Genomic DNA, 24,426 nt, shown 5'->3' with positions numbered 1-24,426 from the left:
TAAGCTTGTTAATTTACTTATACTGAACAGACTTTTTGTTAATAACTACGTTATAGTGAAAAATACATGAAATTCGGTCAAGTGGCCAACATCCGAAGCTATTATCCAGCTCATTGTCAGCAAAAGATCCCGTTCATTTTCCATTTGGTCTTTCCATTGCTTTCATCGGCCACAACGGAAAGACATCCTAAGCACTGCATGTTCAGGACAGCGCACACGAAAACGATTTCGGGAAAATGTTATTGAGGATGTTTGGCAATACTGTAAATTCACGCTATAGAAATTCATTTTTTCAAATCCAATTAAAACTAAAATCTACTGGCCGTTAATACCACCAAATTAAGACTTGTAATCATGAAAATTCATTTCATTCTATTATGCTCTCTTTTCAGCGTGTTTTTCCAAACGCTACAAGGAAAAGATCTGAACCTATTGACAGGAGCTTTTAAGCTAGAGCACCTGAAAGCAAATATAGGGAATGACAAATCATGGGTGCCCTATCCGTCTTATTCCGATCGGGTAGCCTGGAATAAGCTGACGGCTCCTTTTAGAGACCGCATCATAAAAAAGGGGAACGAAGCTCTGGCCTATCAATGGCAGGTAGTCAAAGCAACCGACTATCTTGAGTACGAGCGCTCAGGCAACCGCAGTATAATGGAAAAACCACTGAATGAAAATTGCACCGCGTTGACCAATCTGCTGCTAGCAGAACTTACTGAGGGACAAGGACGGTATGTGGATCAAATCCTGAACGGCAGTTGGCAACTGACAGAAATGGCAACATGGTCTCTCTCGGCCCACCTTGGTGCCTTTCAGTCCAGCAAACGGTCGTTGCCGCAAGAGCGCACAGCAGTGGTCGATCTGATGGCCGGTGATATTGGGTCTCTTTTGAGCTGGATTCATTATTTCTTTCGCGATACATTCAATCAAATAAATCCAGCAATCAGCATCCGTTTAAAACAACAGATTCAACTACGCATCATACAACCCTACCTAGACCGTAACGATATGTGGTGGCAGGCATTTGAACTTAAAGAAGGACAATTGGTCAATAATTGGAACCCATGGTGCAATTTTAATGTCCTGACAGCCCTACTTTTGGTTGAGGATAATCCCGACATACAACTTGCAGGAATCTATAAAACGATGTCTTCTGTGGATCGCTTCATCAATTATGTCAAGACAGATGGGGCTTGTGAAGAGGGCCCTTCCTATTGGGGGCATGCAGCAGGCAAGCTTTACGATTACCTAAAAATACTTGCATTAGCTACCAAGGGTAAAATCACTATTTTTGATCAACCTATTATTCGTGATATGGGCGAATACATTGCGCAATCCTATATTGGTGGTGATAAATGGGTCGTTAATTTTGCAGATGCCTCTGCCAAAAGTGCCAGCGATCCATTATTGATTTACCGCTATGGAAGGGACGTCAACAGCAGCGAGATGATGCAATTTGCCCGATATATGGAAAGACTTGGTGACAGAAGCTTAAATTTCAAACCCACAAGAGATATTTTCCGTGTCTTCGAAGACCTCCGATGCTATCCGCAGCTGGAAGATATTACAGCTGCCCTCCCACACAACAATTTTAAATGGTATCCCGAAACACAATTCATTTACCTGAAAAAGGCGCCATTTTTCTTTGCTGCGAAAGGTGGTTTCAACAACGAAAGCCACAATCATAATGATGTTGGAAATTTCATTTTGTATCAGGATCAACAGCCATTATTCATTGATGCGGGTGTTGGCACCTATACAAAAAAAACATTTAGTGCCGACAGATACAGCATCTGGACTATGCAGAGTGCGTACCACAACGTTCCGGCGATCAACGGAACGGATCAATCCTTTGGAAAGGAATATAAAGCCGAAAATGTCGTATTTATGCCTGAACAAAATAGATTCCAGCTTGATATTGGAAAAGCGTATCCAAAATCAGCCAACATCACATACTGGAAGAGAAGTTACACACTTTCGCAAAAAGGATTGGATATTCAGGATGAGTTTAAAATTATTGATCCTAAGCAGGCTAATATCATTCATTTTCTGGTTGCACGGGAACCAAAAATAGGGAACGGAGTCATCATTCTAAAAAATGTAGGCGCAACTTTGTATTTCGATCCTGCACAGTTCACTGCCAGCTTCGATGTCATTCCACAGGAGGACTCCAGGCTGAATCAGGTATGGGGGAAGGAACTTTATCGCATTAAGCTCACCGCTAAAAACATCAATCCGACTGATAAATATAGCTTTACAATTCGTCAAGAGAGTTTATAATAAAAGAATCGTGATATTATGTAACTTCATGGAATTATAAGCCGGAAGTGAAAAAAAGTCCTGCATTTGCGGGCCGAAACCGGGCTTTCTAGACAGCATTTTTAATGCTGCTGACACGGGAAATCAATTTTCGGAACAATACGGATAGAGATGAAAACAGATGAAAGAAAAATTGTAGGTACGCTAGCTCATCTTTTGGTAAACGATTCCGATAGCGTTGAGGTGAACACATTTCTGTATTCATTAATCGGTACCCTAAGTAAAAATCGAACTGCGCTTGTGCAATTTGTGAAAAGATGGCAAGATAAAGAAGATGGCTCAGCTATTCTTAGAAAGGATCTTTGGACGGATTTCAAGCAGCTTGTGGGCGGTAATCCTGATCTTGGTATCGCTATGATTGACGGCCTTAGGATCAACAACATTGCCGGTTTTTTCGATGAAATCAATACAGTTTACATGTCTTTTGAAAACTGGAAGATAGGAAGTCTAGACGGCTTTGACGATTTACTGTACGGTGGATTTGGCAGGTTTAAAGACGCCGCCTCACATGCTATTGTTTGGAAAGATATTGCCCATAGCAGCGCATCTTTGGGTACCGAAACAACTTTGGCGTATTATCAGCAAAAACTCGGGGCAGGTTCACCTTTTAATCAAACACATTTTCAAAGGAAACTGGAAGAGCTAAAAGCCGGCCAAGGAGAAACGTATTTTGACATCGTTGCCGAAATCATCCGATCTCATCGCAAGATCACCTGGATCTACAAAGGACATCCTCATAACAAATCATTCTATTTATAAGAACTAAACTTAACATGATGAAGCATCTGATCAGAATAACTTTCCTGCTTATTATATTATTCCATCAAGCTGCGCTAGCGAGTGAACGACTCAAAGTGGCTGTAGCGGGACTTAACCATGACCATGTATTCTTGCTGCTCAATTTATATAAGGATAAAAAAGTGGATATTATTGGTATTGCTGAGTCAAATAAAACGTTATCGAAAAAGATACAAACGCAATATAATCTACCCGCCGCCCTCTTCCATCAAGATTTACACAGTTTATTGGCGCATGTTACACCGGATGCGGTGTTGGCTTACAATCCCACCGATGAGCATATCCATGTGGCAGAGGCCTGCCTCCCGCTGAAAATCCCTGTGATGGTGGAGAAACCTCTCGCAACCACTTTATACGATGCAAAACGGATCGCACATTTATCCAAACAGTTTGAGACTCCCTTTTTGGTAAATTATGAAACGACGTGGTATAAAAGCAATCAGAAACTGAAGGAATTGGTGGACAAAGGTGAAGTTGGACAAATCACACGTATGCTTGTAAAAGACGGACACGAAGGTCCCAAAGAAATAGGATGCAGCGATTACTTTTTGGATTGGCTCACTGATCCGAAAAAAAATGGTGGAGGTGCAATCATGGATTTTGGCTGCTATGGTGCCAATCTCATGACCTGGCTCAAAAATGGCGAAAAACCAATTTCCGTCACAGCATTCACCCAACAGTTAAAACCGAAAGTCTATCCTAAAGTCGACGACAACGCCACTATTATTCTTAACTATCGAGATGGCAGTACAGGCATTATCCAAGCTTCCTGGGCTTGGCCATATAGTGTTAAAGATCTGCAGATTTTTGGTACAAAAGCCCAGCTCTATGCCAAAAACGATAAGGAGCTCCTAAAATACACGCAACAAAATGGTCCGCCTACGGATATACCGACGACAATTCCTTACTTTGAGCATCACATTGCTTACCTTGAACAGGTCTTGAAACATAAAATAATCCCAGAAAGTGATCTCGGATCAATTCATAATAATGTCATCGTAGTCGAGATTCTGGAAGCTGCAAAACGATCGGCTACAGCAGGAAAGACCATCGTTCTAAATTAAGCAAGGTCAGTAGACAGCTCATCTACCGACCTTGTGTGTACTATTCAATTAATATCCTGGGTTTTGATACATGCGCGCCGGATCCAGCTTATATTCATCAAAAGGAATTGGATAGTATCGATCTTTTGTGGATATATTGGAGATTTTAGCATTGCCATAGTCAGCCTGGTTTTTGGTCTTAAAATAAGTCACCAGTTCCTGCGCATTATAATTACGGATCAAATCAAACCAGCGTTGGTTTTCAAATGCCAGTTCCACACGGCGTTCATGCAATATGGCCTCTTTCAAGGTTGGATATTTACTACGATAGCTCGTATTCAGCATAGCTGTTGCATAAGATGGCAACCCTGCACGCTCACGTACTTCATCTAACAGCACAAGAGCTTCAGCATCTTTGCCTAAGCGATATTTTGCTTCTGCCAATAACAGCATCACATCGGCGTAACGGATCAAGATCCAATCGTTTCCTCCCCAACCATTGGTACCTGCCCCGTCACTATTATCCCTAAATTTGGTTACAAACCAATCGTTAACTTGCGTATTCGCGGCAAACTTTACGGAGAAATCTTTTCGGATATCGCTTTGTTCGTAATCTTTAACCAAATCGAGTTTTGCCACTTCACCAGCACCCGTCGAATTGTAGCGTGAATTGATGGTCTCCCCCCGCGCCTGGTAGTTACGGGCAATACTTGAACTATAGTTTTGGTCTCCTTGTTTGTACTGAATCTGAAAAACAAGTTCTTTACAACTATTTTTCTTGGTCACATCGAAAACATCGGCATAAGGAATTTCGTTTAGTTTGCCGAAAGTACGCATTTGGTAAGCCGCATTGAGGTACTGCTCTGCTTTCGCAAAATTTTCCGCACTCCCCGATGTCTGCGTAGCGCCCAAAGTCAGATATACTTGTCCCAAAATCGCATTGACGGCCGCTTTAGACGCTCTGCCAATGACATAATCTTTTTGTGTATTGGGAAGATTGCTGGACAAAGCCTCGGTCAAATCTTTAATGATCTGCTCGTAAACAATTGATTCTTTCTGCCGAAAAGCCAATTCATTTGCTTGCTCTTTACTTATCACCTGTGTTGTAGCTAATGGAATATCTCCGAATTTACGTACCATGTGGAAATATAATAATGCACGTACAAATTTTGCTTCCGCAATATAACGTCCTTTTAATTCTGCACTAGTAAAGGTCACATCGTCCACATGCGAGAGAACAACATTACAGCGACTGATTGCGGCGTACATAGCCGACCAATGTGTCTTGAGGTAGGTATTGCTTGGTAGCAACGAAAAGTCATTGAATTGGAAAGGCTCCCCGGCATTGGATTGATTATCATTACGTCCACTATTATCAGAACGTTCCTCGTTATATAATGTACTCGATTCCCCAAGTGTACTCCCCGAACGAAGTGACTGGTAGAGCCCATTGACGGCCAAAAGCACATCATTTTCTGATTTGAAGTAATCATCGATTGTGACAGCATTGGGGTTTTTCTGATTTAAGAAATCTTTGGTACATGAAGACAACGCCAACAAAACAAAGGGTAATATATATCTTTTTTTCATCCTGTTATTTTTTTATTTTTCACCAGTCCATGCAACCCAAGGGTCTCGTAGGACTGCATTTTACTATACTGAAGCTATTAACATAGGTTTTTGCTTAATATTTCCGCTGCACAAATAGCTCCTACATACTGCTATTAAAAAGTGACTTTCACGCCAAGGTTATATGATCTCACCAATGGATAAAGCCCATAATCCACACCCGGAGTCAAATTACCACGCTGATTGTAATCCGGTTCTGGATTGTAGCCTTTGTATTTAGAAATCGTAAATGGATTGTCTACAGTAGCGTAGACTCTTAGCCCAGAAAGCGTTAATTTTTCTACCAAACCTTTGGGAAGATTGTAGCCCAAAGCAATATTTGTCATCCGCAAGAATGAACCGTCCTGCAAATAAAAATCGGAAAGGCGTGTACTGTTACTTTGCGTACCACCACGCGATGCACGGTATACTTTACCATTTCCGGGATTTTGAGCTGAACGGTAACGTTGTGCCACATCTGCATATTGATTGCCGGAGCCTTCCATATTATAGAGGTAATAATCATAGCCATCCAATACTTTATTTCCTTGGGAACCATTAAATGATGCCCTTAGATCAAATGCCTTATAGCGCGCATTAAGAGCAAAGCCATAGGTGAAATTAGGATGTGGATTGCCGATCACCCGTTTATCGGCATCATTGACGATACCATTGCCATCTACATCTTCAAAATAGAGATCTCCAGGTTGTAGCGGAGTGGTTGAAGCCGCTGAAGGTGCGACAGTTTTATAATTCTCTTCAGTTGCGACACCCAGAACTTTAAAACCGTAGAACATACCAATTGGACTTCCCTCTTGCGTAATATGCGTTAAGTAAGAGCGTTCAGCACCATTCGTCAATATTGTAGAAGCCCCACCAAGATCGAGCACTTTATTTCTGTTTACATTGATATTCCCGCTCAAGCCTAGTTCAAATTCATTTTTACGAATCAGCGTAGCATCAACCTGTAAATCAAAGCCTTTATTCTGCACCTTCGAATTAGGGAGATTGGTCAAGATCGTCGTTGATCCAGATACAGCAGAGAGTGGCTGGTTGAATAATAAATTGAAGGAACGGCTCAGGTAGAAGTTGGTCATAATGTTGAGGCGGCCTTTCAACAAACCGAGATCAAGACCGGCGTTGTATTGCGAGGTTGTTTCCCAGCTCAATTTTGGATCGAGTAGATTGCCTGCCGTATAAGAGGTCTCTACTTTATCCCCAAGGATTACACCCGCTGGTGAGTTGATCACGGATATCGCATTGTAATCACCAATATTATTATTTCCACTACGTCCCCAGCTCGCTCTTAGTTTGACTGTCGATTGTTGCCCTAACCAATCCGTATAAAATTCCTCCTTGGAGAGAGTCCACCCGGCTGAAACCGATGGAAAAGTTCCCCATTTACTGTTCGGTCCAAAGCGCGATGAACCGTCTGTACGAATGGATGCCGAAAGGAAATATTTCGAATCGAAACTGTAGTTTACGCGGCTAAAATAAGACTGGAGCGTGGTGATGCGTTTGAACGTATCGTCTTTTAGCAATTGGAAATTAGAAGGATCAGCACCCTTGTCGGTAATTTCACCTATGGCATTATTATTAAAACCGTTGGCTCTCACACCTTGATAATCGTAATCTGTTCGTTGAGCCGAATAACCTAATAATGCGGATACCTGGTGTTTACCACCAAAGGTTTTGTTGTAGTTTAACGTTGTTTCCACCAATTTGTCCAATTCACTTTTTGTCTTGGCATCTGCATAGGCCGCAGAAATTGCCTGCGGTGAAAACGGTTTGTTGTTTCCATCGGATATACTTGTCGGACGGAAATAATCATACTTCTCGTCATAAGTAGACAGTCCACCGTTTACTTTGAGATTTAGGCCATCGATAATGGAAAAATCAGCAAAAGCATTGTATAAACCCCGCTTTCCACGACGGTTATTTTTAATCTCAGTGACATAAGCCAATGGATTTTCTGGATTCTGTATACCATAATTATTGGCAGAAAGATCGGCCATCAGATATTTAGCATAAGTCCCATCTTCATTATAAACAGGCAACGTCGGCAGATAGATCAAAGCCGCCATGGATGGACTTCTATCGTAACGTCCGGTAGTTACCTCATTATTGTCGTTATACGTAAAGGACACATTAGCGCCAACGGTCAGTCTTTTACTCACTTTGCTATCGATATTGGCCCGGAAATTAAAGACTTTCTGATCCGTACCAAGCATGATACCCTGCTGATTCTGATAAGATCCACTTAGGAAATAGCGATTTTTTTCGTTACCGCCATATGTAGAGAGATTATGACGTTGGAAAGGGGCATTACGGTATAGCGCATCCTGCCAATCCGTATCGTATTTCGCTTTTTTTGCTGTACCAGATGCAAAGTCATAGTAATCTTCAGGAATACTTACTGAGCCGGCATTTCCAACATTGGCGATACGTGTTTTATTATCATCAAAGCGCCTACTGTCGCTCCAGGCGATCCCTTTCGTGGCCAACAGGTCTCTATAGGAATTGTTACGACCATCAATCAGCAGATCAATAAACTGTTCTGAATTTAGAACATCAATTTTCTTGGAAAGCTGACCAAAGCCACCCAATACTTCGTAGTCTACATTACTTTTACCTTCCTTGCCACGCTTGGTTGTGATCAATACAACACCGCCGGCGCCACGCGAGCCATAGATGGCTGCAGAAGCAGCATCCTTTAGCACATCGATAGATTCAATATCATTGGGGTTGATATTCAAATTGTTTCCTGCAGGATAGCCATCAATAACGTACAGTGGATCCGAACCAGCGTTGATCGATCCCATACCGCGGACACGCATTTTGGTACCATCGTATGGGGCACCACTTGTCTGCATGACTTGTACACCTGCTACCTTACCAACCAACGACTGGGATAACTTTGGTGCGCTCAAATTGAGTTCCTCGGCCTTAACGCTAGCGATCGCGCCAGTAACATCCGACTTTCTGATTCGCTGATATCCGATTGAGATGGTCACCTCTTCCAGTGTGTTTTCATCGGTCTGTAAGGAAAAGATCTGTCCATTGAACTGGGAGACAGCCTGTACGAGCTTGCTATACCCAATAAAGGAAATACTCAGGTTATCGCCCATTTCGGCTTCGATCTGAAAATTTCCTTTTTCGTCAGACTGAACAGATTTTTTACTTTTCAAATTTTGGACGGTTGCTCCAGCGACAGCACGTCCTTGGGCGTCGACGACACGACCTTTGACGATTCCCTGTACATGCGTAAATTGCGATGAGGTTAGTGTGAGTGGTTTGGCTTGAACAGCTGGTGAGCTTGCTGCGATAGCACATAACAACCAAAAGACATTGTCGGCTTTAAATTTCATAAGTAGCGCATTTGATTTATGGGTACAAGATTACAAATGCTATATGAAGGCAGGGTCAATAAAACATTAACAGTTTTTAACTAAACCGGGTTAGCAAACTACGAAAGCTTAACAAAAGGATAACAATACACCTAAGATTTATTCCTAAGCTTCCTGCTAACAAAACTATAAATCCATAAAATCAGAAGATATAAAGCAGCCGCAAAAAGAATATTGCCGATCAGTTTTAGAGATTCAAATTCTTGATAGCCGATTTGCTCCTTTAGATCGAGGCTATAGCCGCTTCCCTCCCTATAGAATATCCATGGAAATCCTACCGTTAAATTGCCATCGACATCCAGTTCATTGTGATAGAAACAAACTGTCAAAATAGCAAAAACACCAATAGCACCAACAAGCACTTTGAATAATGCTGGTACTATTGATGTTTTATGTTGTTCAGGTTTTGCGTGCATGATTAAATATAGCAATTCATTTTGATTGCATCTGATAATCACTATAGGTACCTTGGCATTGACTAGCTCGTTCTACACATTTTGATCGTCGTATTTTACAAGGTTGATCAAACTTAACATAGCGTTATACTATATCCTTCCCTTCATCTCCTTTCATGATAAGATGGATGCGGTCCTCTAAAACTCTTTTATGCCAAGCATCCAATAGCGATCTTGTTTTTCCGACAAGGTCTCCCCCCTCATTCGTCTCCATCATTTTCACCCACTCTTCTGCAAATTCCCCATATTCAACGATACTATTTTCGGACTGCGTATATTGGATCAAATATTCCATCGCAAATACATTAGCCCAACGGTCGGGGTGTATTGGATCACACATATACTCAGCAATGTCAATCTTATCAATAAATTCCTGTACAACTTCTTCCGGTGTGAAATTGAACAGGTCGCAAAATTGCTTAAATGCTGGCGTTAATTTAATTTTTTCTAATGTTTTCATATTTATTCATTTAAAAAGTCATCAATGGCTTCATGCATATCGTACCTGTCTAACCACTTTGATGCAAGTCCACCTTTATAAAAGGACAAGTAGCTTTCCACAATTCATTTATAACTCAAACTCTTCATCCTTAGATTCCAAAATACGATCGAGCCAGGCCTCATACAGCGCTATTCTTTTATCGAGGTCGCGATAAAAAAAATAGCGTTTATTGAGTTCCTGTAAATCCATAATAAATCGTTTAAAAAAAGGCGTATGGCGATATTCCCAATCAATAAGATCTCCATAACCATCATGGACACGATGAATAAGTCCCAAAACTGGATTATAGGTAGCTTTATCCAGGTGCATTGTTGCTAAAAAGTCGGGTGTAGATACCTGTTGCATCATGGTGTTGATATAATGCGCTGGATGAACACCATTTATCAGGCAAGTCAGCAGAAAATCCTTACTCAATTTAAAGGATATGTTTTCGTTTAAATAGATGCGGTCTTTAAGCCGCACTTTTGTAGCAAAAAGGTCATAGATCTGTGCAGTGATGTTACGGCCTTTATTTCTGCGCTCGCCCGTGCTATAATTTCTATTGATAGCCAATTTTACCTGACGTCGCAATAATTTCACCACCATTTCCTTTTCGTTCTTTTCGAATTCAATTTTTAAAGGATTATCGACTTTAGGAATTTTATCGTTGACATAACGTACGGCTCTAGTGGCAATATTGTAGCTTGACTTATCTGTAAAATTTTGATCTATAAAAGAGTAATGATCTAGAAACAATTGAATAAAAGCTGGTGCAGCGATGCCAAAAAGCTCGCATATTAACCGAAAATTTCGCGGTACCTCTAAAGGTACTCCAGTAATATCTTCCATATTTTTTTTATTTATGTTCAATATAGCGGAAGCCAAAACTTTTGGCTTTAGTTTTCCGCAGCGGTGCGCTTCCCTTCTTTCCTACCAACACCCCTAGTTCCCGCATCAAGCTTTTCACGCGGATATTTTCTTCGAGGTATTTTTCCGTATAGCGCCAAAGTTCAAGCGGCGTTCTGTATTTCTTAAAATAATCTTTTTGGATAAGCTTATCCAAAAGGAGTTCCACGGCCATGCAATCACTTGTATACTGTTCAACTTGCGCTGGATCTTCGGGCCTAATTTCTTCCATTAACTGGAAAAAAGTTATGGTTTCTACGGCATTGATAAAATATTCCATTTGGTAGTGGCGAATACCTTTTTCTTCTCAAATCGAGAACTCAAACTGATAGCTGATTTTATTATCAAATTTACTGATATCTACTTTCCTACGGTTGAAAACCCAATTCAGGTGGACCATAACTTCAAGATTTCCGGCCGGTATTTTGAGTTCTTCCATTTCCTTAACGTAGGTTTCCTTTTGTCCCATTAAGAAAGCCATTTCTTCACGAGTAAATCCGAAGCTGATCCGATTTAATATCAGGAGATAAATAATCCCCGCATAGTACATAGAAAATTCTGCACGAAATCTTTCTCTTCCAGTATCATTAATTAAATGTTGCATGCTCCTCCTTTCGATTTTCTCACGACCAATCCATTTTGCTGGATGAGTCCATATCGCACATTCCAGCCCTTTTCTATCCTCCGTTTTAGATAGGTGCACCATAGTTGAAAATCGTGCGAATACATCACTCCCCCATAAGATATTTTTGGTGCAACTACTTTTTTGATCATCATAGTGTACAATTGGTTATTCAAATAATTTGAGTAGCTCTTCCTTACTGATCGATTTCATCAGATTCGTTTCATCTAAAATGAGTCCTTCGGATATTCGTTTTTTACTTTCCTGAAGTGCTAAGATGTATTCCTCAACGGAATCCCGACACACAATCTTGTAAGCCATGACATGCTTGTCCTGACCAATGCGGTAGCACCGATCGATTGCCTGTGCTTCGGCAGCGGGATTCCACCAAGGGTCCAAAATATAAACATAATCAGCCGCGGTCAGATTCAGGCCCGTTCCGCCGGCTTTGAGACTGATTAAAAACACACGGCATTCGTCCTCGTCCTGAAATCGTTCAACCGCATTTTGTCGCTGCTCCTGATTCATTTTGCCATCAAGGTAGGTATATGCTATTCCTTTCGCTTCAATGCGCTGAGCTACAAGTTTAAGCATGGAAGTATACGACGAAAAGATTAGAATCTTATGATTTGGAGCCACTTCATCCATGATCTCGTCAATAAAATCCAGTTTTATAGATTCTTGCCCGAAGCCACCATCTTTCATCAAAACGGGCGAATTGCAAAGCTGTCGTAACTTTTGCAAAGCCTCGATGGCCAAAAATTTGGTTTTTGTGGCATTTGCGCTATTCAGATTGCTCTCAATCTCCCCCTTAAATATTTTCCTGACCTTATCGTATATCTTTCTTTGCTCCGGAAGCATATCCATATAAAGAATTGTTTCGGTCTTTTCAGGAAGATCTAAAGCAACCTGTTTTTTTGTCCGTCGGAGAATAAAGGGCTGAATCATCTTTTGGAGGCTACAGGTGGTCTCTTGAACCATATCCGTTCCTTTAGCACCTTTATATGCCCGATTAAAATTCCGATAATCTCCAAAGAAACCAGGATTGACCAATGACATTTGAGCATAAATATCTTGTATTCCGTTTTCAATTGGCGTTCCGGTCATTGCAATGCGATAATCAGCCTGAACCATTGACAGCACCTCAAAACGCTTCGAATTACGGTTTTTAACAGCTTGGGATTCGTCCATAATAAGATAGCTAAATTCCAAACTTGTCAAATATTCCGCATCCGTTAACATCGTTCCATACGTCGTAAGCATCACTGTGCCTTCCGAATCAAAAATAAAGCCTTCCCGCAGCTTCCCATGATAGACTTTCATTTGTCGATGAGGAGCGAATTTGTTGTATTCATTTGCCCAATTAAACAACAGGGAATTCGGGACTACTACTAATGCAGATTTCGCCAGAGCGTGCTGTTGATAATAATATTCCAGCAATGTTATAATTTGCAGCGTTTTCCCCAAACCCATATCATCGGCCAGAAGACCTCCCCAATGAAATTCATTTAAAAAGGCGAGCCAGCTGAAGCCTACCTGTTGATAAGGACGTAACTGTGCTTTTAAGCCTTTGGGCGGCTCCAAAAGAGGAATCTCTTCCAATGCAGCGAGTTTCTCACGACGTTCTCGAACACTATCTTGGATAATCTTTTTATCTATTCTATCCAAGGTTCTCTGCATAGACACAAGTTGAATTGTATTTAAGACCAAACAATCCTCTTCCCTCCTTGCTCCTAAAAAAAGTGGTTTAAAGATTTCTCGATCTGCGCGGCGAATAATACCAAAATCTCCTTCACCAACGCTAAAAACGCGATCTGTTCCCATGATCAAATCCTCAAATTCATCCATTGAAACTGGATATCGTCCAAATTTTGGCCCGAGTAGAATCGAACAATGATTATTGTCAAGACGAATGTTACGCACATGACAATTTAGAGGAAACGGATAATATGCAGTACCGCGCTGAAGATTTTCAATTTCAACAATAATATCATTGGTAGCACAGCTATCCATGAAATCATACAACCAAGTTGTATAGTCAATTTCTTTTAAAGGTATCAACCAATTGTTTTGTAATTTGGTATCTTTCAATAGCGAATGTTGTCCTTTAAAAAATTCCTGAAGACTCCGTTCTGTAACCTTATCCCGTTCAAAATATGCCAATTGATGCGGCTTCTCCTGTACGATCAGATTGCTATTGGAGTTGAGCAAATACCGCCCCTCTTTCTCGTATTCGACAAAAGCCGCAACACGAAGAAATTGATCAATTACAGAAATAGTAGCGATCTTTTTAAACGGTTTGAAGACTTGAGGAATGGCCCTATTTTCGTCTAGCCTATTCAATATGACGAGTTCTGCAATTTTTGATAGGGGTATGAGATAATCGTTCAAGAAGGCCTGAAAATGTTCTTTAAAAACAGTCAATTTATAGTTACACCGTCGGAATTTCTGCAATACATCAGCCTGCGTCAGATTATCAATAAATACAATTCCCTCATTGGATACTTTCAAAAAAAAACAATTTTCCTCCCCTAAAAACTCAGGACAATCGATGAGCTGATGGTTGTAATAAAGGCAAATTCGCATTGTCAAATAACGATCCAGATCATTAATTTCCACTTTGAGTTCCAAGTTTCTTTGCGCTTTTATTACTGCTGCGTTCTCCAGCCTGCGTGAATTTTTTAAATTAAGCTGATGGGCATAACGATAGCGTTTAAATGTTTCTACGAAGTGTAATTTAATAGGGAACGGAGGATTCTCCAATAAGTCACGCCAGACCTGCATGATTTCCCATTGTTTCCGCTGGAAGTAATTAACATCTTCGTGGATCAGATCCTTTCTTTCTTCTCGAAGCATTTTATCTTCTCGTAAGATAGCTGCAAATCGCCGGCTGAATAATTCCAGGTATTGATCATAAGAATTTAAAGACATCTTTAAGTTACTTTCATCCAATAGATAAGAATGCGAAAAGGAACGAGCGTGTTTAAATTTGTAATGAAAAGGAAAAAAGACAGGCAGATCAAAAGCAGAAAAATTCGTCGTAACGAAGAAGTATACTTCATCTTTAAGTTGTAGATCAAGATATCCCTCCAAGTTTCTTTCCGGCAATCGAAATCCACGATCATAATCATCAGCATATAATCGATAAAATCGCCCATATTCGTCATTCGTTGCCGCAGTTACATTCGTGTAAGAATAGTACTCACACACCGTAAATGGAACTATCTTTTTCTTCCATTCGGGCAACTTATTAATTTCATCCTGATATAAACCTTTTAAATAATTGGGATAATCAGGGTGTAATTTATTAAATAATAACGTTGCTTCGTGTCTACAAAGTCCCGTGACATCTTCGCTACAAGAACAGTTAATACTGAGCTGATCCGCTCTCAGCTCAATAGCAACAGTAATACCCGAGAACGCTTTTGCCTGAAGTTCATATTTCGGTGGATAAGGACGTACCTGAATAACGATATCTTTTCGGTTTATAAATGAAATTTCATCAGCAGCATAATATTTTTTCAGGTAGTCCGGAGTCATTCTCCCTATACATCCATCTTCCCAAAAAATTGTTAGTGGTACACTGGAATTCCTTTTTGGAAGTATCTTATCTATTGCACGAATCTTGGGATCCGCAGCAATCAAATTTTGGTCAATTCCCATCATATCCTTTCGTTTATTTTATCTGCGATTTTAATTCCATATACTTCATGCTTTGATCGCACAAATCGACAAAGAAATCCTTAATTTCTTTCGCTTTCGATCTAAGGTATTCGATATCAAGTTGGGCCAGTTCCGGAGGAAGCTCATAGACCCTTCCTTTCATCTGTTTTAATAACTCCTCGTTCAAGCGTTTATCCAGATCGTCTTTTGGCCTAAAAAATTCCTTGACTTTTTTATCACAGATGCAAGTCCAATCCACCAGATCCGCCATAGTTACGTACATCGGTGCATAACCGATGCGTAGATAGAGATAACTGTAAAGGCCGGTAGAAGTCAGCTGATTTAAAAATAACACCGCCAATTGCGGACTCGAAAGATTATCAAAAGCAAAAACATCAGTAAGATCTTGCATGAGTTTTGAATTTCGAGTCCATGAAATCGAAGTCTTAGATATCATACTCTGCCAATCGACAGGCACAACCGAATAAGTTGGTTTATAACGCGGATGCCGGTAGAGAACAACAGATTCATTCCATATGGTATGGGAAAACCGGCTGCCTTGGCTTAATTTTGTCTTCAAGAAGTCCGTATTCAAAAAAGCTACAACTGCAGTAACTTGACCGTAAGCGATCTTTCGAAAATGACAATGACCCAATTTCTTTTTTATCACAACAAGGTAGATCTCGGCGTTTCCATTGTCCTGCTGTGGAAAATCAAAAAGCCCTTTTCCATGGGCATCGCTGACATAATAATTGAGCAACATGATTTGCTCGGGATTATTTTCCTGGCGGATCTGATGCAACACCTCCTGTACATCGCCCTGATAACGAGATGGCCAGGGGAAACTATGAAAATCTGCACCAACATTGACTTGCTCCTGTTCCTTCCTTTTGGCCAAATTGCTCTTTTCCAGTGCTGCTTGAGCAGTGGACTGTACTTTCACAAGTGCATCGTATTCGGCCTGTAAGGCTTCCATAAAGTAGCGGAACAACTTTTCTATTGCAGCCTGTAATACGATACAATGATCATATAGTTGCGAAGCATCGACGGCAGAAATATCCAGATCTCTGTTTTGATTAACAGCATTAAAAGAATTATCCAGTAATGCAAAACGCATCTTATCTTCGTCTGTCTCTCCCATAAAGGCAGATTTGAACATCGGGAAATGCGTATGCAGATTCCGAATCCGACTGTCAAGACTATGTACGTTATTGCATTTGCCCTCTACCATCACCTGAAGCAGCTTTAAATGACTTTCCAAACTTTGATGAACCATAAATAAAGCGCGCGGATAATTGGCTATTTCTGCAAATGTTTGTGCTCCGTGTAAAAACTCCGCGGATACAGCAATCGCCTTTTCATAATACTTTTCAGAGAGATCCAATATGCCACGTATTTCCTTTCCTTTACTCATGAGTGAACTACTTCGCGCACAACTAAAAATCTCATGCTGAGGCAAGATCGCATAACAATAAAATAAGCTTCCGAGCTTTATTTTATTCTTCAATTCTGGCGCAAAAATCAATTCAAATGAAATGTCCTCCTGATCTATCAAGCACAACTCCACAATCGGTTTTAGCACTTTGTGTGAAAGCCCACTCACGGGTTTAAGCGTTAAAACTAAATGATGGCATTCCTTATCGAGAAATTGATATTTAACGAAAAAGGCACGATCGAGATCCATACGCTGGGAAAGCCTATCAATAATTAATCGGCTATTAATTTCCATACTAAATGATTTAAGGTTAAAAAATTAACGCAATAAAACCGCCCAACAGATCAAACTGTTACAGATCATTATTGCAAATAATCAATACTTAATTTGTAAAAAAGATAGTATAACATCCAAGGAGACTACATAGGGTTCAACACGTTTTAATATATAGACGTTCGCCCCTTGGCTTTTTAGGAAATACCAGCACCACAATTAAAAATGTATCGAAACTTTCATTTCTTGAAAGAGTGATGAGCTACCGCTGGTAATTTGATAGCTAAACACCTTGTAATCCTATCGTATGGAAAACAATAACAACACAAATATATAGTTAATATATACAAATATATAAATTAACAGTTTTATAACAAAATATTTTTTTGAAATAACTTGGAAAACTTTACACCAACCCTGTAAATACAAATGCTAATAAAACCCCAGAATTCACGAATTATAACGAGCAAGAGGCGAATTGTAAACAATCGATAGGTTACTTATATACTCTGTTATCTTTAGCAGAATAGATCTTTAGTAAGTGTCCTCTTTTTCTGCAAGGAACAGTCCTTTATCTGAAGATGACCTTGGCACCAAGTATTGGCACCAGACCAACAAAGGACAAGTTGTATTGGTGCCAGTTACAAAGAATTAACAAAAGCACCGAAAGCTTAATGCATGGGCTTAAGAAAGTATGAGTTCGTACCGTACAGATCTACCATGTCCTAATTGTTCAACTATCCCGAGTTCTTGCAACCTTTGCAGATCCCTAGTCGCAGTAGCTTTTGAGGTCCTCGTAATAGACATATATTTTTTTGCAGTCATCCCGCCAATAAAACCTTCAAGTCCTTGATCGAGCATCCGATTGATAACCTTCATTTGCCGATCGTTCAATAGATCACGATTTCTATCAAAAAATTTCGCTTTTTTTACAGTAAACTCAATAAGCTCTCTAGTTTCCTTTTGTGCCTCAAAAATTACTTTGGTAAAGTAGCTAATCCACCCTGTAATATCTAAACTAGCTTGTGCAATTTTTAAATTATCGTAATAAGCTTGTTTGTTTTTCTCAATAGTTTTTGATATCGACAACAGGACTGGAGACTTTAATGTATGCGACAGCGTATATTCGGCCAATGCTCTTCCAATTCGACCATTGCCATCCTCAAAAGGATGAATTGACTCAAAGTAAAGATGAATAATGGCCGCCTTGACCAATGCTGCAATGATATACTCTGACTCCTTAACTTCGTATGATTTAAACCAGTCTATCATTTGCTCCATTTCTTTTGGAACGACAGCAGACGGGGGAGCTTCATAATGAACAGTTTCTTTACCATATGAACCTGAAATTATCTGCATAGGCTCCTCGCCCGTACGCCATTTTCCAGCGTTAATTCGAGGAAATCCCGCCATTAATATAGCATGCCACCTCATTATAACTTCGACTGTCAGTTCAATACCGGCACTATCTCTTATGGTTGTCATTAATTCGGCGACCCCTTCAACTCTCCGATCACGAACAACGACATCACCTTGGATACCGAGATTTTTCTTAATTGAAGACATTACATCTTCACGGCTCATATACTCCCCCTCAATTTCCGAGGTCTTCATAGCTTCAGATATAAGCACCTCTACAAATGCTTGCTGTTTTAGCTCTGAATTCAGTCCTGTTAACAAACCGTTTACTGCTCCTATTTCTTGCGCAAATGCAATCGCTATGGATTGAACCTCTTCAATCCTATAGAAGAAATTAGGCCAGTCTTTATATTGCCAGTTATACATATTGAGCCGATTTAAAAATATAATCGGCTCAAATATAAGCAAAATTTGAGCCGATTAACCAAATTAATCGGCTCAAAGGAAAAATCATATTGATTATCTAGCGCTCTTAACAATATATTTACAAATTCAATACAGCAAAATTACTTTCCTTTTAAATCTTCAAGATAATAACTGAAATCGGCTATTTTTCCAACGATTGTCTTCCATTACTTTAGCTTCCAAACCCAAAAGGCCTATGGAATTCAAGTACAAAGACTTGGGATATAAACCCCGATTTCGAACATATCGAAACCTTAGATGGTAAACGACAAATCTTTGCATTACAGGACCATAAAGATGGTCGCTGTACTTTATACAACAACAAGACAAAACAACGAATCGGCAACAAAAGCTACATGACCATCAATCCCAACGGGTGGGTACAACATAAAAATGAGCGCAATCGGGACGAAGGCTATTTTATTGACATTGCTACGGGCAAGGAATATAAAGAATAAAAATATACCGCTCAATCTCAGCAAAAATTACCAAGATCAATTTATACCAGACAACATATATGCTTTAAGATTTATTAACCTTAAAGGAATACTGAGTTAGTAGCTTTGTCCAACTAAAACTGATCTTGTGAGCGAATTACTGATAGCATCATTGAAGCAGGGTGATCACTTTGCCATGGAACAGATTTTTAATTTGTACTGGGAAGCCATATTTGATGCCGCTTTTAAGAAAATAGGTGACGAAAATGTCGCTCAAGACATCACTCAGGAAATTTTTATCTCCTTGTGGGAAAATCGTGAACAAGTCATCATATCTGGCGGTTTGGCAGCCTATCTGCATGGTGCAGTAAAATTTAAAGTCATCAACCATTTTCGGAGTACGACGGTTAAAGGTGGTCATAAAGCCGAACTAGCATCTTTAATGAACCAGCAATATGCAGATTCAGCCGATGACCTGCTGATCCTTAAAGATGCACAGCAAAAAGTTGAAGAAGCTTTAACGCAACTTCCCGAACGTATGCGATTGGTCGTCACCATGCGCCGAAAGCAAGAAAAATCGATCAAAGAAATTGCCAGCGAGCTGAATGTCTCCGTACAAACTGTTAAAAACCAGCTTACCTCAGCTATGAAACTGCTCAAAAAAAGTCTTTCTTAACTAGCCTTTCGATCTTTTTTCATTAGTTAACAATAAATTCATATACTCCTAACATTTTCAGCTAGTACCATCTCCCATTTGAAGTGACATGTATTCAAATGACAGAAGAAAAAGCAAAGCAATTACTGCAAAGGTATTTAAATGGAGAGGCTACCGCCGCTGAAATCAGACAAGTTGAAGATTGGTATGCTCAACTGGATAATACTGACAAAAAAATCCCGCAGGAACGCAAAACCGCACTGCGTCAGCAATTGCTGAGCAACATCCAATCAGCCACTTCAGAAAATAAAAGTAAACGGCTTTCGCTGCGCTATTCTTCCCTTTTCAAAATTGCAGCTACTATTTTAATGATTGTTTCGGCAGGACTCGTTTATTGGACAGTGAACAATCAACCTATCGCAGCCTCTACACAGCTCGTCACGACGACCCTTGCAGATGAACATAAAAAGATTGTATTGGCAGATGGTTCGATAATTAACCTGGAACCCTCTTCAAAAATCAGCTATCCAAGTAAATTCGAGGGAAATATCCGTGAAATAGCACTGACTGAAGGGGAAGCCTTCTTTGATATTGCCCACGACGAGCAGCGCCCATTTCAGGTACAGCTTGCATCCAAGCTAGCGGTTAAAGTATTGGGAACCTCTTTTCGGATAAAAGCCTATCAGGCTTCCGACCAAGTCGAAGTCACTGTTGCTACAGGTAAGGTTGCTGTACAGCAACAAGATAAGACCTTGGGTATATTAACCAAAAACCAAAGTTTACGATATAGCAAACAAACTGCACAATCTTCCCGTAGCGTAGTAGAAAAAAATACAGCCGTCGCCATTGCGTTTGATGGAACAAGTCTCAAAGAGGTGGCAAAAAGACTGGAATATATCTACAACATTGAAATTATCTTAAAAGACACATCGCTTTCAGCGCTAAAAACAACAGCCACATTTAATAGCACACAAGATCCGGCAGAAATACTGGATATCATCTGTAGTCTACACCACCTTAAATACAGTACGATAGAGCAAGATAAAATATTTAAAGTCTACAAATAATGTTTAAAAATTTACCTAAAACATCTTAGTCACCATGCGTAATTCATTACCTAATTATCACAAAAAAATGAAAACACCTGCATTCAAGAGAGCATTCTCTTTTTATCGGATTATGAAGTATCCCTGCATCGCATTTTCGATTACTTCAGTATTCTGCAGTTCATTGATGGCCTCCCCAAGCCTGGCCCAACGTTTGGACAAAAGCAGCGTAAACATCAACATAAGCAAGGGCGAGAAACTCGATGTGATCCTTCACAAAATCGAAAGTCTTTCGGGTCTTCATTTTGTTTACAACCCTGATCTATTGCAAGAACGGAATACAGTCTTAAGCGGCAGTTTTAAAACTGAACCCGTTCGTTCTCTCCTGAATAAACTTGGAATCAGTGCGGTAGAAAAAGAGGACTATGTGATCCTGAACACGAAAGGAAACATCAAAGCAGATCGGATCGTCACAGGTTTTGTAAGAGATACACTGGGAGCTGCCATAGCAGGTGTATCAGTAAAAGTAGTAGGTACGCAGACTGGAACCACAACAGATGCAAAAGGAGCATTTCGAATCGAAGCAGGACCGCAAGCCGTACTTTCCTTTTCGATGGTCGGATTCCATTCTAAAGATGTTTCTGTTGCTGAAAATGAAGTTATAAATGTAACGCTGAGCGAAGAACGTTCCACCTTATCCGAAGTTGTTGTCGTAGGGTATGGAACGCAGAAAAAAGAAACATTAACAGGTGCTGTCAGCTTGGTATCACTTGACAAATTATCGTCTAGATCTGTCAACAGTGTTGGCGAAGTATTGGCCGGTAAATCACCAGGTGTTATTGTTACGAATGAAGGTGGTGACCCAACTTCAACGCCACGTATCAATATCAGAGGTGCCGGTGGTATCAATGGCGAGAGTGTACTCTACGTTATTGACGGTTCAATTTTCCTAGGCACCCCACAGCTCAATCCGAACGATATCGAATCTATTTCGGTCCTTAAAGATGCATCGGCAGCAATCTACGGTGCCAGAGCTTCTGGTGGTGTGGTATTGATCACCACTAAAAAAGGAAATAAAGGACAGATGCAAATTAGCGTTGATGCCAAGTTAGGGCAACAAAGTGCTTGGCGAAAATTACAACCGCTAAATGCCGAACAACGGGCACAAGTAGCTGCAACAGCTGCTAAAAATGGTGGAACGACCATCCTTCCTGCTTTTGATCCAACGAAATACCCAGAGGGTCTAGTGACCAAAACAAACTGGATGGATGAAGTTTTTAGAAATGCTACACTACAGGATTACAATGCTGCAATTAATGGCGGTAGCGAAAAGTCTAACTTTTACCTGAGTTTTAATTACCGCAACGCCGAAGGTATCGTATTGAATACCAAAACCAAGCGCTATAATTTCCGGATAAACTCAGAACATCAAATCACACCATGGTTAAAAGTAGGTGAAAATTTATCCTACAGCAGTACCAATGGAAATGGTGCGAACACGAGCAGCGATTATACAGGAGCACTATTGTCTGCCATCTATTATCCAACTAATGGAACTCCTTACAATGCAGATGGAAGCTTTGCTGGTCTACCGGGTCCATTTCCGGGCGATTACGGTGACATCATTAATCCTGTTGCCGAACTGATGCGCATCGACATCAACAATCCAGTCAATGTCCTTGTTGTCAACCCTTATGCTAGCATCCAATTGGCAAAAGGCTTAACATTCAGATCCAACTTAAGTATTACTAAATCAAACGCTAGATATAAAAGTTTTACACCACGACGTCCTGAAATAGGTAAACCGGTTTTGAGCAATAGTCTAGTGGAACGAGCAGATGATGCAAATGATATTCTTGCAGAGCAAGTTTTAAATTACAAAACGTCATTTGACAAACATCAACTTGACCTAACCGGTGGTTATACCTTTCAAAAAACAAAAAGTACCAGCCTATACGCTTCAGGATCTGGATTTGACGATGAATCTAAACAATATCGCTATTTAGGAAATGCCAACACCTCCCAACCTTCCGAAAGCGGATTGAATGCCACAGCAATATCATCACTATTCTTACGAGCAAACTACAGTTATAACGACAAGTATTTACTATCGTTGATTGGTAGACGAGATGGTTCATCCATGTTGACAAAAGAAAATAGATTTAAAAACTACGCTTCTGCATCAGTAGGTTGGGTGATCAGTAAAGAAGAGTTTTTAAAATCAGCAACTTGGTTAGATCAATTAAAATTACGCGGTAGTTATGGTATTTTAGGTAATCTTGCCAGCTTGTCGCCGGCGGCTGTAAACCCGCTACTCGCCATTACCCAAAGCTATTTTGGTCAAACACCGGCTTTGCAAAAAGGATATGTTCAAACTATTCTAGCGAACAAGAACCTGACTTGGGCTGAAAGTAAACAGACCAATATAGGTTTAGATTTAGGAATTTTCAACCATTTTAACTTAGTCGCCGATTACTTTATTAAAGAAACAAATAAAATGATCTTGACGAGATCGCTTCCAGGCACAGCGGGTTTAAATAGTCAAACGATCAACGCGGGTTTAGTCAATGACAGAGGAATTGAGCTGGGATTGACGTACAATAGCTCAAAAAACGCTGACTTTAGCTATTCCATCAATGCGACCTTGACCAAATTGAACAATAAAGTTAAAGAATTGGATGCGGGTTTATCAACAATAGCGGTGCCTACAAATTTCAGGAATGAATTGGCTCCGCTCTCTATTACTGTTGGTCAACCGCTCTACAGCTACTATGTGCTCAAAACAGATGGTATCTTCCAGAGCCAGGCCGAAGCTGATAATTACAAAAATGCCAATGGACAAAAAATTCAGCCGAATGCAAAAGCAGGAGATTTCAAATTTGTAGACATCGATGGCAATGGTTCAATCGGCTCTGAAGATCGTTATTTTGCGGGCAGTGCATACCCTGATTTCTCCTATGGATTGAGCTTTAATGCAAATTATAAGGATTTTGATTTCAATATTTTTGCTCAGGGTGTTCAAGGCAATAAGCTTTTCAACGCTATCAAAAGAACAACATATAGTGCAAGCGGACCTTCTTACAATAAGTTAACGGGCATTTTGGACGCCTGGTCTCCAGAAAATCCAAATGGTAAAGTGCCCATCATTTCCACTTCAGATGCAAATGGCAATTTTAATGCGTCCGATTTTTACATCGAAAATGGTTCTTACCTCCGCATTCGTAACGTCACATTAGGCTATACCCTCCCAAAATCAATTGCGAATAAATTTAAGATGGGCACAGTGCGGATATACGCAACGGCCAATAACTTATTCACCATTACGAAATATACAGGTTTCGACCCCGAGATTGGAATGGATAACAATGGTCTTGACGTGGGACGTTACCCACAAGCCAGAAGCTTTATTGTTGGTTTAAATGTCAATTTTTAATCTTAAAAAAATGCCGATGAT

Annotated in this window: 17 protein-coding genes; 6 read left to right on the top strand and 11 right to left on the bottom strand. The window is 40.2% G+C overall.

Going from position 1 to position 24,426, the window contains the following annotated elements; genetic code table 11:
* Positions 1-354 precede the first annotated feature (354 nt).
* From B3139_RS02020 to B3139_RS02010, 3 genes are all read left to right on the top strand, one after another.
* Positions 355-2,280 carry a heparinase II/III domain-containing protein gene (locus B3139_RS02020; RefSeq protein ID WP_293879539.1) on the top strand — a complete coding sequence of 642 codons (1,926 nt, stop codon included), beginning with the start codon at positions 355-357 and terminating at the stop codon, positions 2,278-2,280.
* A 150-nt stretch (positions 2,281-2,430) separates the two neighbouring features.
* Complete coding sequence (locus tag B3139_RS02015) at positions 2,431-3,078, top strand: hypothetical protein (protein ID WP_293879538.1); 648 nt, start codon at positions 2,431-2,433, stop codon at positions 3,076-3,078.
* 14 nt (positions 3,079-3,092) lie between these two features.
* Complete coding sequence (locus B3139_RS02010; protein ID WP_293879537.1) at positions 3,093-4,181, top strand: Gfo/Idh/MocA family protein; 1,089 nt, start codon at positions 3,093-3,095, stop codon at positions 4,179-4,181.
* Between the two features lie 48 nt (positions 4,182-4,229).
* Here the strand turns inward: B3139_RS02010 and B3139_RS02005 are convergent, their stop codons facing one another.
* The 11 genes from B3139_RS02005 to B3139_RS01955 all read right to left on the bottom strand — a co-directional run bounded on the left by B3139_RS02005 (position 4,230) and on the right by B3139_RS01955 (position 18,795).
* Positions 4,230-5,750: a RagB/SusD family nutrient uptake outer membrane protein gene (locus tag B3139_RS02005; RefSeq protein WP_293879536.1), complete on the bottom strand. Its 1,521-nt coding sequence runs from the start codon at positions 5,748-5,750 to the stop codon at positions 4,230-4,232.
* A gap of 134 nt (positions 5,751-5,884) precedes the next feature.
* Complete coding sequence (locus tag B3139_RS02000) at positions 5,885-9,136, bottom strand: SusC/RagA family TonB-linked outer membrane protein (protein WP_293879535.1); 3,252 nt, start codon at positions 9,134-9,136, stop codon at positions 5,885-5,887.
* 131 nt (positions 9,137-9,267) lie between these two features.
* Entirely contained in the window at positions 9,268-9,591 is a 324-nt protein-coding gene (locus tag B3139_RS01995; RefSeq protein WP_293879534.1) for a hypothetical protein, read from the bottom strand.
* 124 nt (positions 9,592-9,715) lie between these two features.
* Positions 9,716-10,090: a hypothetical protein gene (locus B3139_RS01990; RefSeq protein ID WP_293879533.1), complete on the bottom strand. Its 375-nt coding sequence runs from the start codon at positions 10,088-10,090 to the stop codon at positions 9,716-9,718.
* A 108-nt stretch (positions 10,091-10,198) separates the two neighbouring features.
* The gene (locus B3139_RS01985; RefSeq protein ID WP_293879532.1) at positions 10,199-10,960 is read right to left on the bottom strand and encodes a hypothetical protein; all 762 of its coding nucleotides are present in this window, start codon (positions 10,958-10,960) and stop codon (positions 10,199-10,201) included.
* A gap of 7 nt (positions 10,961-10,967) precedes the next feature.
* Entirely contained in the window at positions 10,968-11,297 is a 330-nt protein-coding gene (locus tag B3139_RS01980) for a hypothetical protein (protein WP_293879531.1), read from the bottom strand.
* A gap of 27 nt (positions 11,298-11,324) precedes the next feature.
* Positions 11,325-11,621, bottom strand: coding sequence for a hypothetical protein (locus B3139_RS01975; protein ID WP_293879530.1), 297 nt, complete (start codon positions 11,619-11,621; stop codon positions 11,325-11,327).
* Positions 11,609-11,794, bottom strand: coding sequence for a hypothetical protein (locus B3139_RS01970; protein WP_293879529.1), 186 nt, complete (start codon positions 11,792-11,794; stop codon positions 11,609-11,611). The genes B3139_RS01975 and B3139_RS01970 overlap by 13 nt, the downstream gene beginning before the upstream one ends.
* 13 nt (positions 11,795-11,807) lie before the next feature.
* Positions 11,808-15,305 carry a DEAD/DEAH box helicase gene (locus tag B3139_RS01965; protein WP_293879528.1) on the bottom strand — a complete coding sequence of 1,166 codons (3,498 nt, stop codon included), beginning with the start codon at positions 15,303-15,305 and terminating at the stop codon, positions 11,808-11,810.
* Between the two features lie 10 nt (positions 15,306-15,315).
* On the bottom strand, positions 15,316-17,031 hold the full coding sequence (locus B3139_RS01960; RefSeq protein WP_293879527.1) for a hypothetical protein: 1,716 nt from the start codon (positions 17,029-17,031) through the stop codon (positions 15,316-15,318).
* A 663-nt stretch (positions 17,032-17,694) separates the two neighbouring features.
* A complete protein-coding gene (locus tag B3139_RS01955; RefSeq protein WP_293879526.1) occupies positions 17,695-18,795 on the bottom strand; it encodes a Fic family protein in 1,101 nt (366 codons plus the stop codon).
* A 624-nt stretch (positions 18,796-19,419) separates the two neighbouring features.
* Here B3139_RS01955 and B3139_RS01950 point away from each other — a divergent pair.
* The 3 genes from B3139_RS01950 to B3139_RS01940 all read left to right on the top strand — a co-directional run bounded on the left by B3139_RS01950 (position 19,420) and on the right by B3139_RS01940 (position 24,405).
* Complete coding sequence (locus tag B3139_RS01950) at positions 19,420-19,947, top strand: RNA polymerase sigma factor (RefSeq protein ID WP_293879525.1); 528 nt, start codon at positions 19,420-19,422, stop codon at positions 19,945-19,947.
* A gap of 98 nt (positions 19,948-20,045) precedes the next feature.
* Positions 20,046-20,993 carry a FecR family protein gene (locus B3139_RS01945; RefSeq protein ID WP_209578697.1) on the top strand — a complete coding sequence of 316 codons (948 nt, stop codon included), beginning with the start codon at positions 20,046-20,048 and terminating at the stop codon, positions 20,991-20,993.
* Between the two features lie 67 nt (positions 20,994-21,060).
* Entirely contained in the window at positions 21,061-24,405 is a 3,345-nt protein-coding gene (locus tag B3139_RS01940; RefSeq protein WP_293879524.1) for a SusC/RagA family TonB-linked outer membrane protein, read from the top strand.
* Positions 24,406-24,426: the final 21 nt, after the last annotated feature.

Source organism: Sphingobacterium sp. UBA1498, assembly GCF_002325125.1.
Classification (GTDB): domain Bacteria; phylum Bacteroidota; class Bacteroidia; order Sphingobacteriales; family Sphingobacteriaceae; genus Sphingobacterium.
This window is presented reverse-complemented; position numbering and strand designations above follow the sequence as displayed.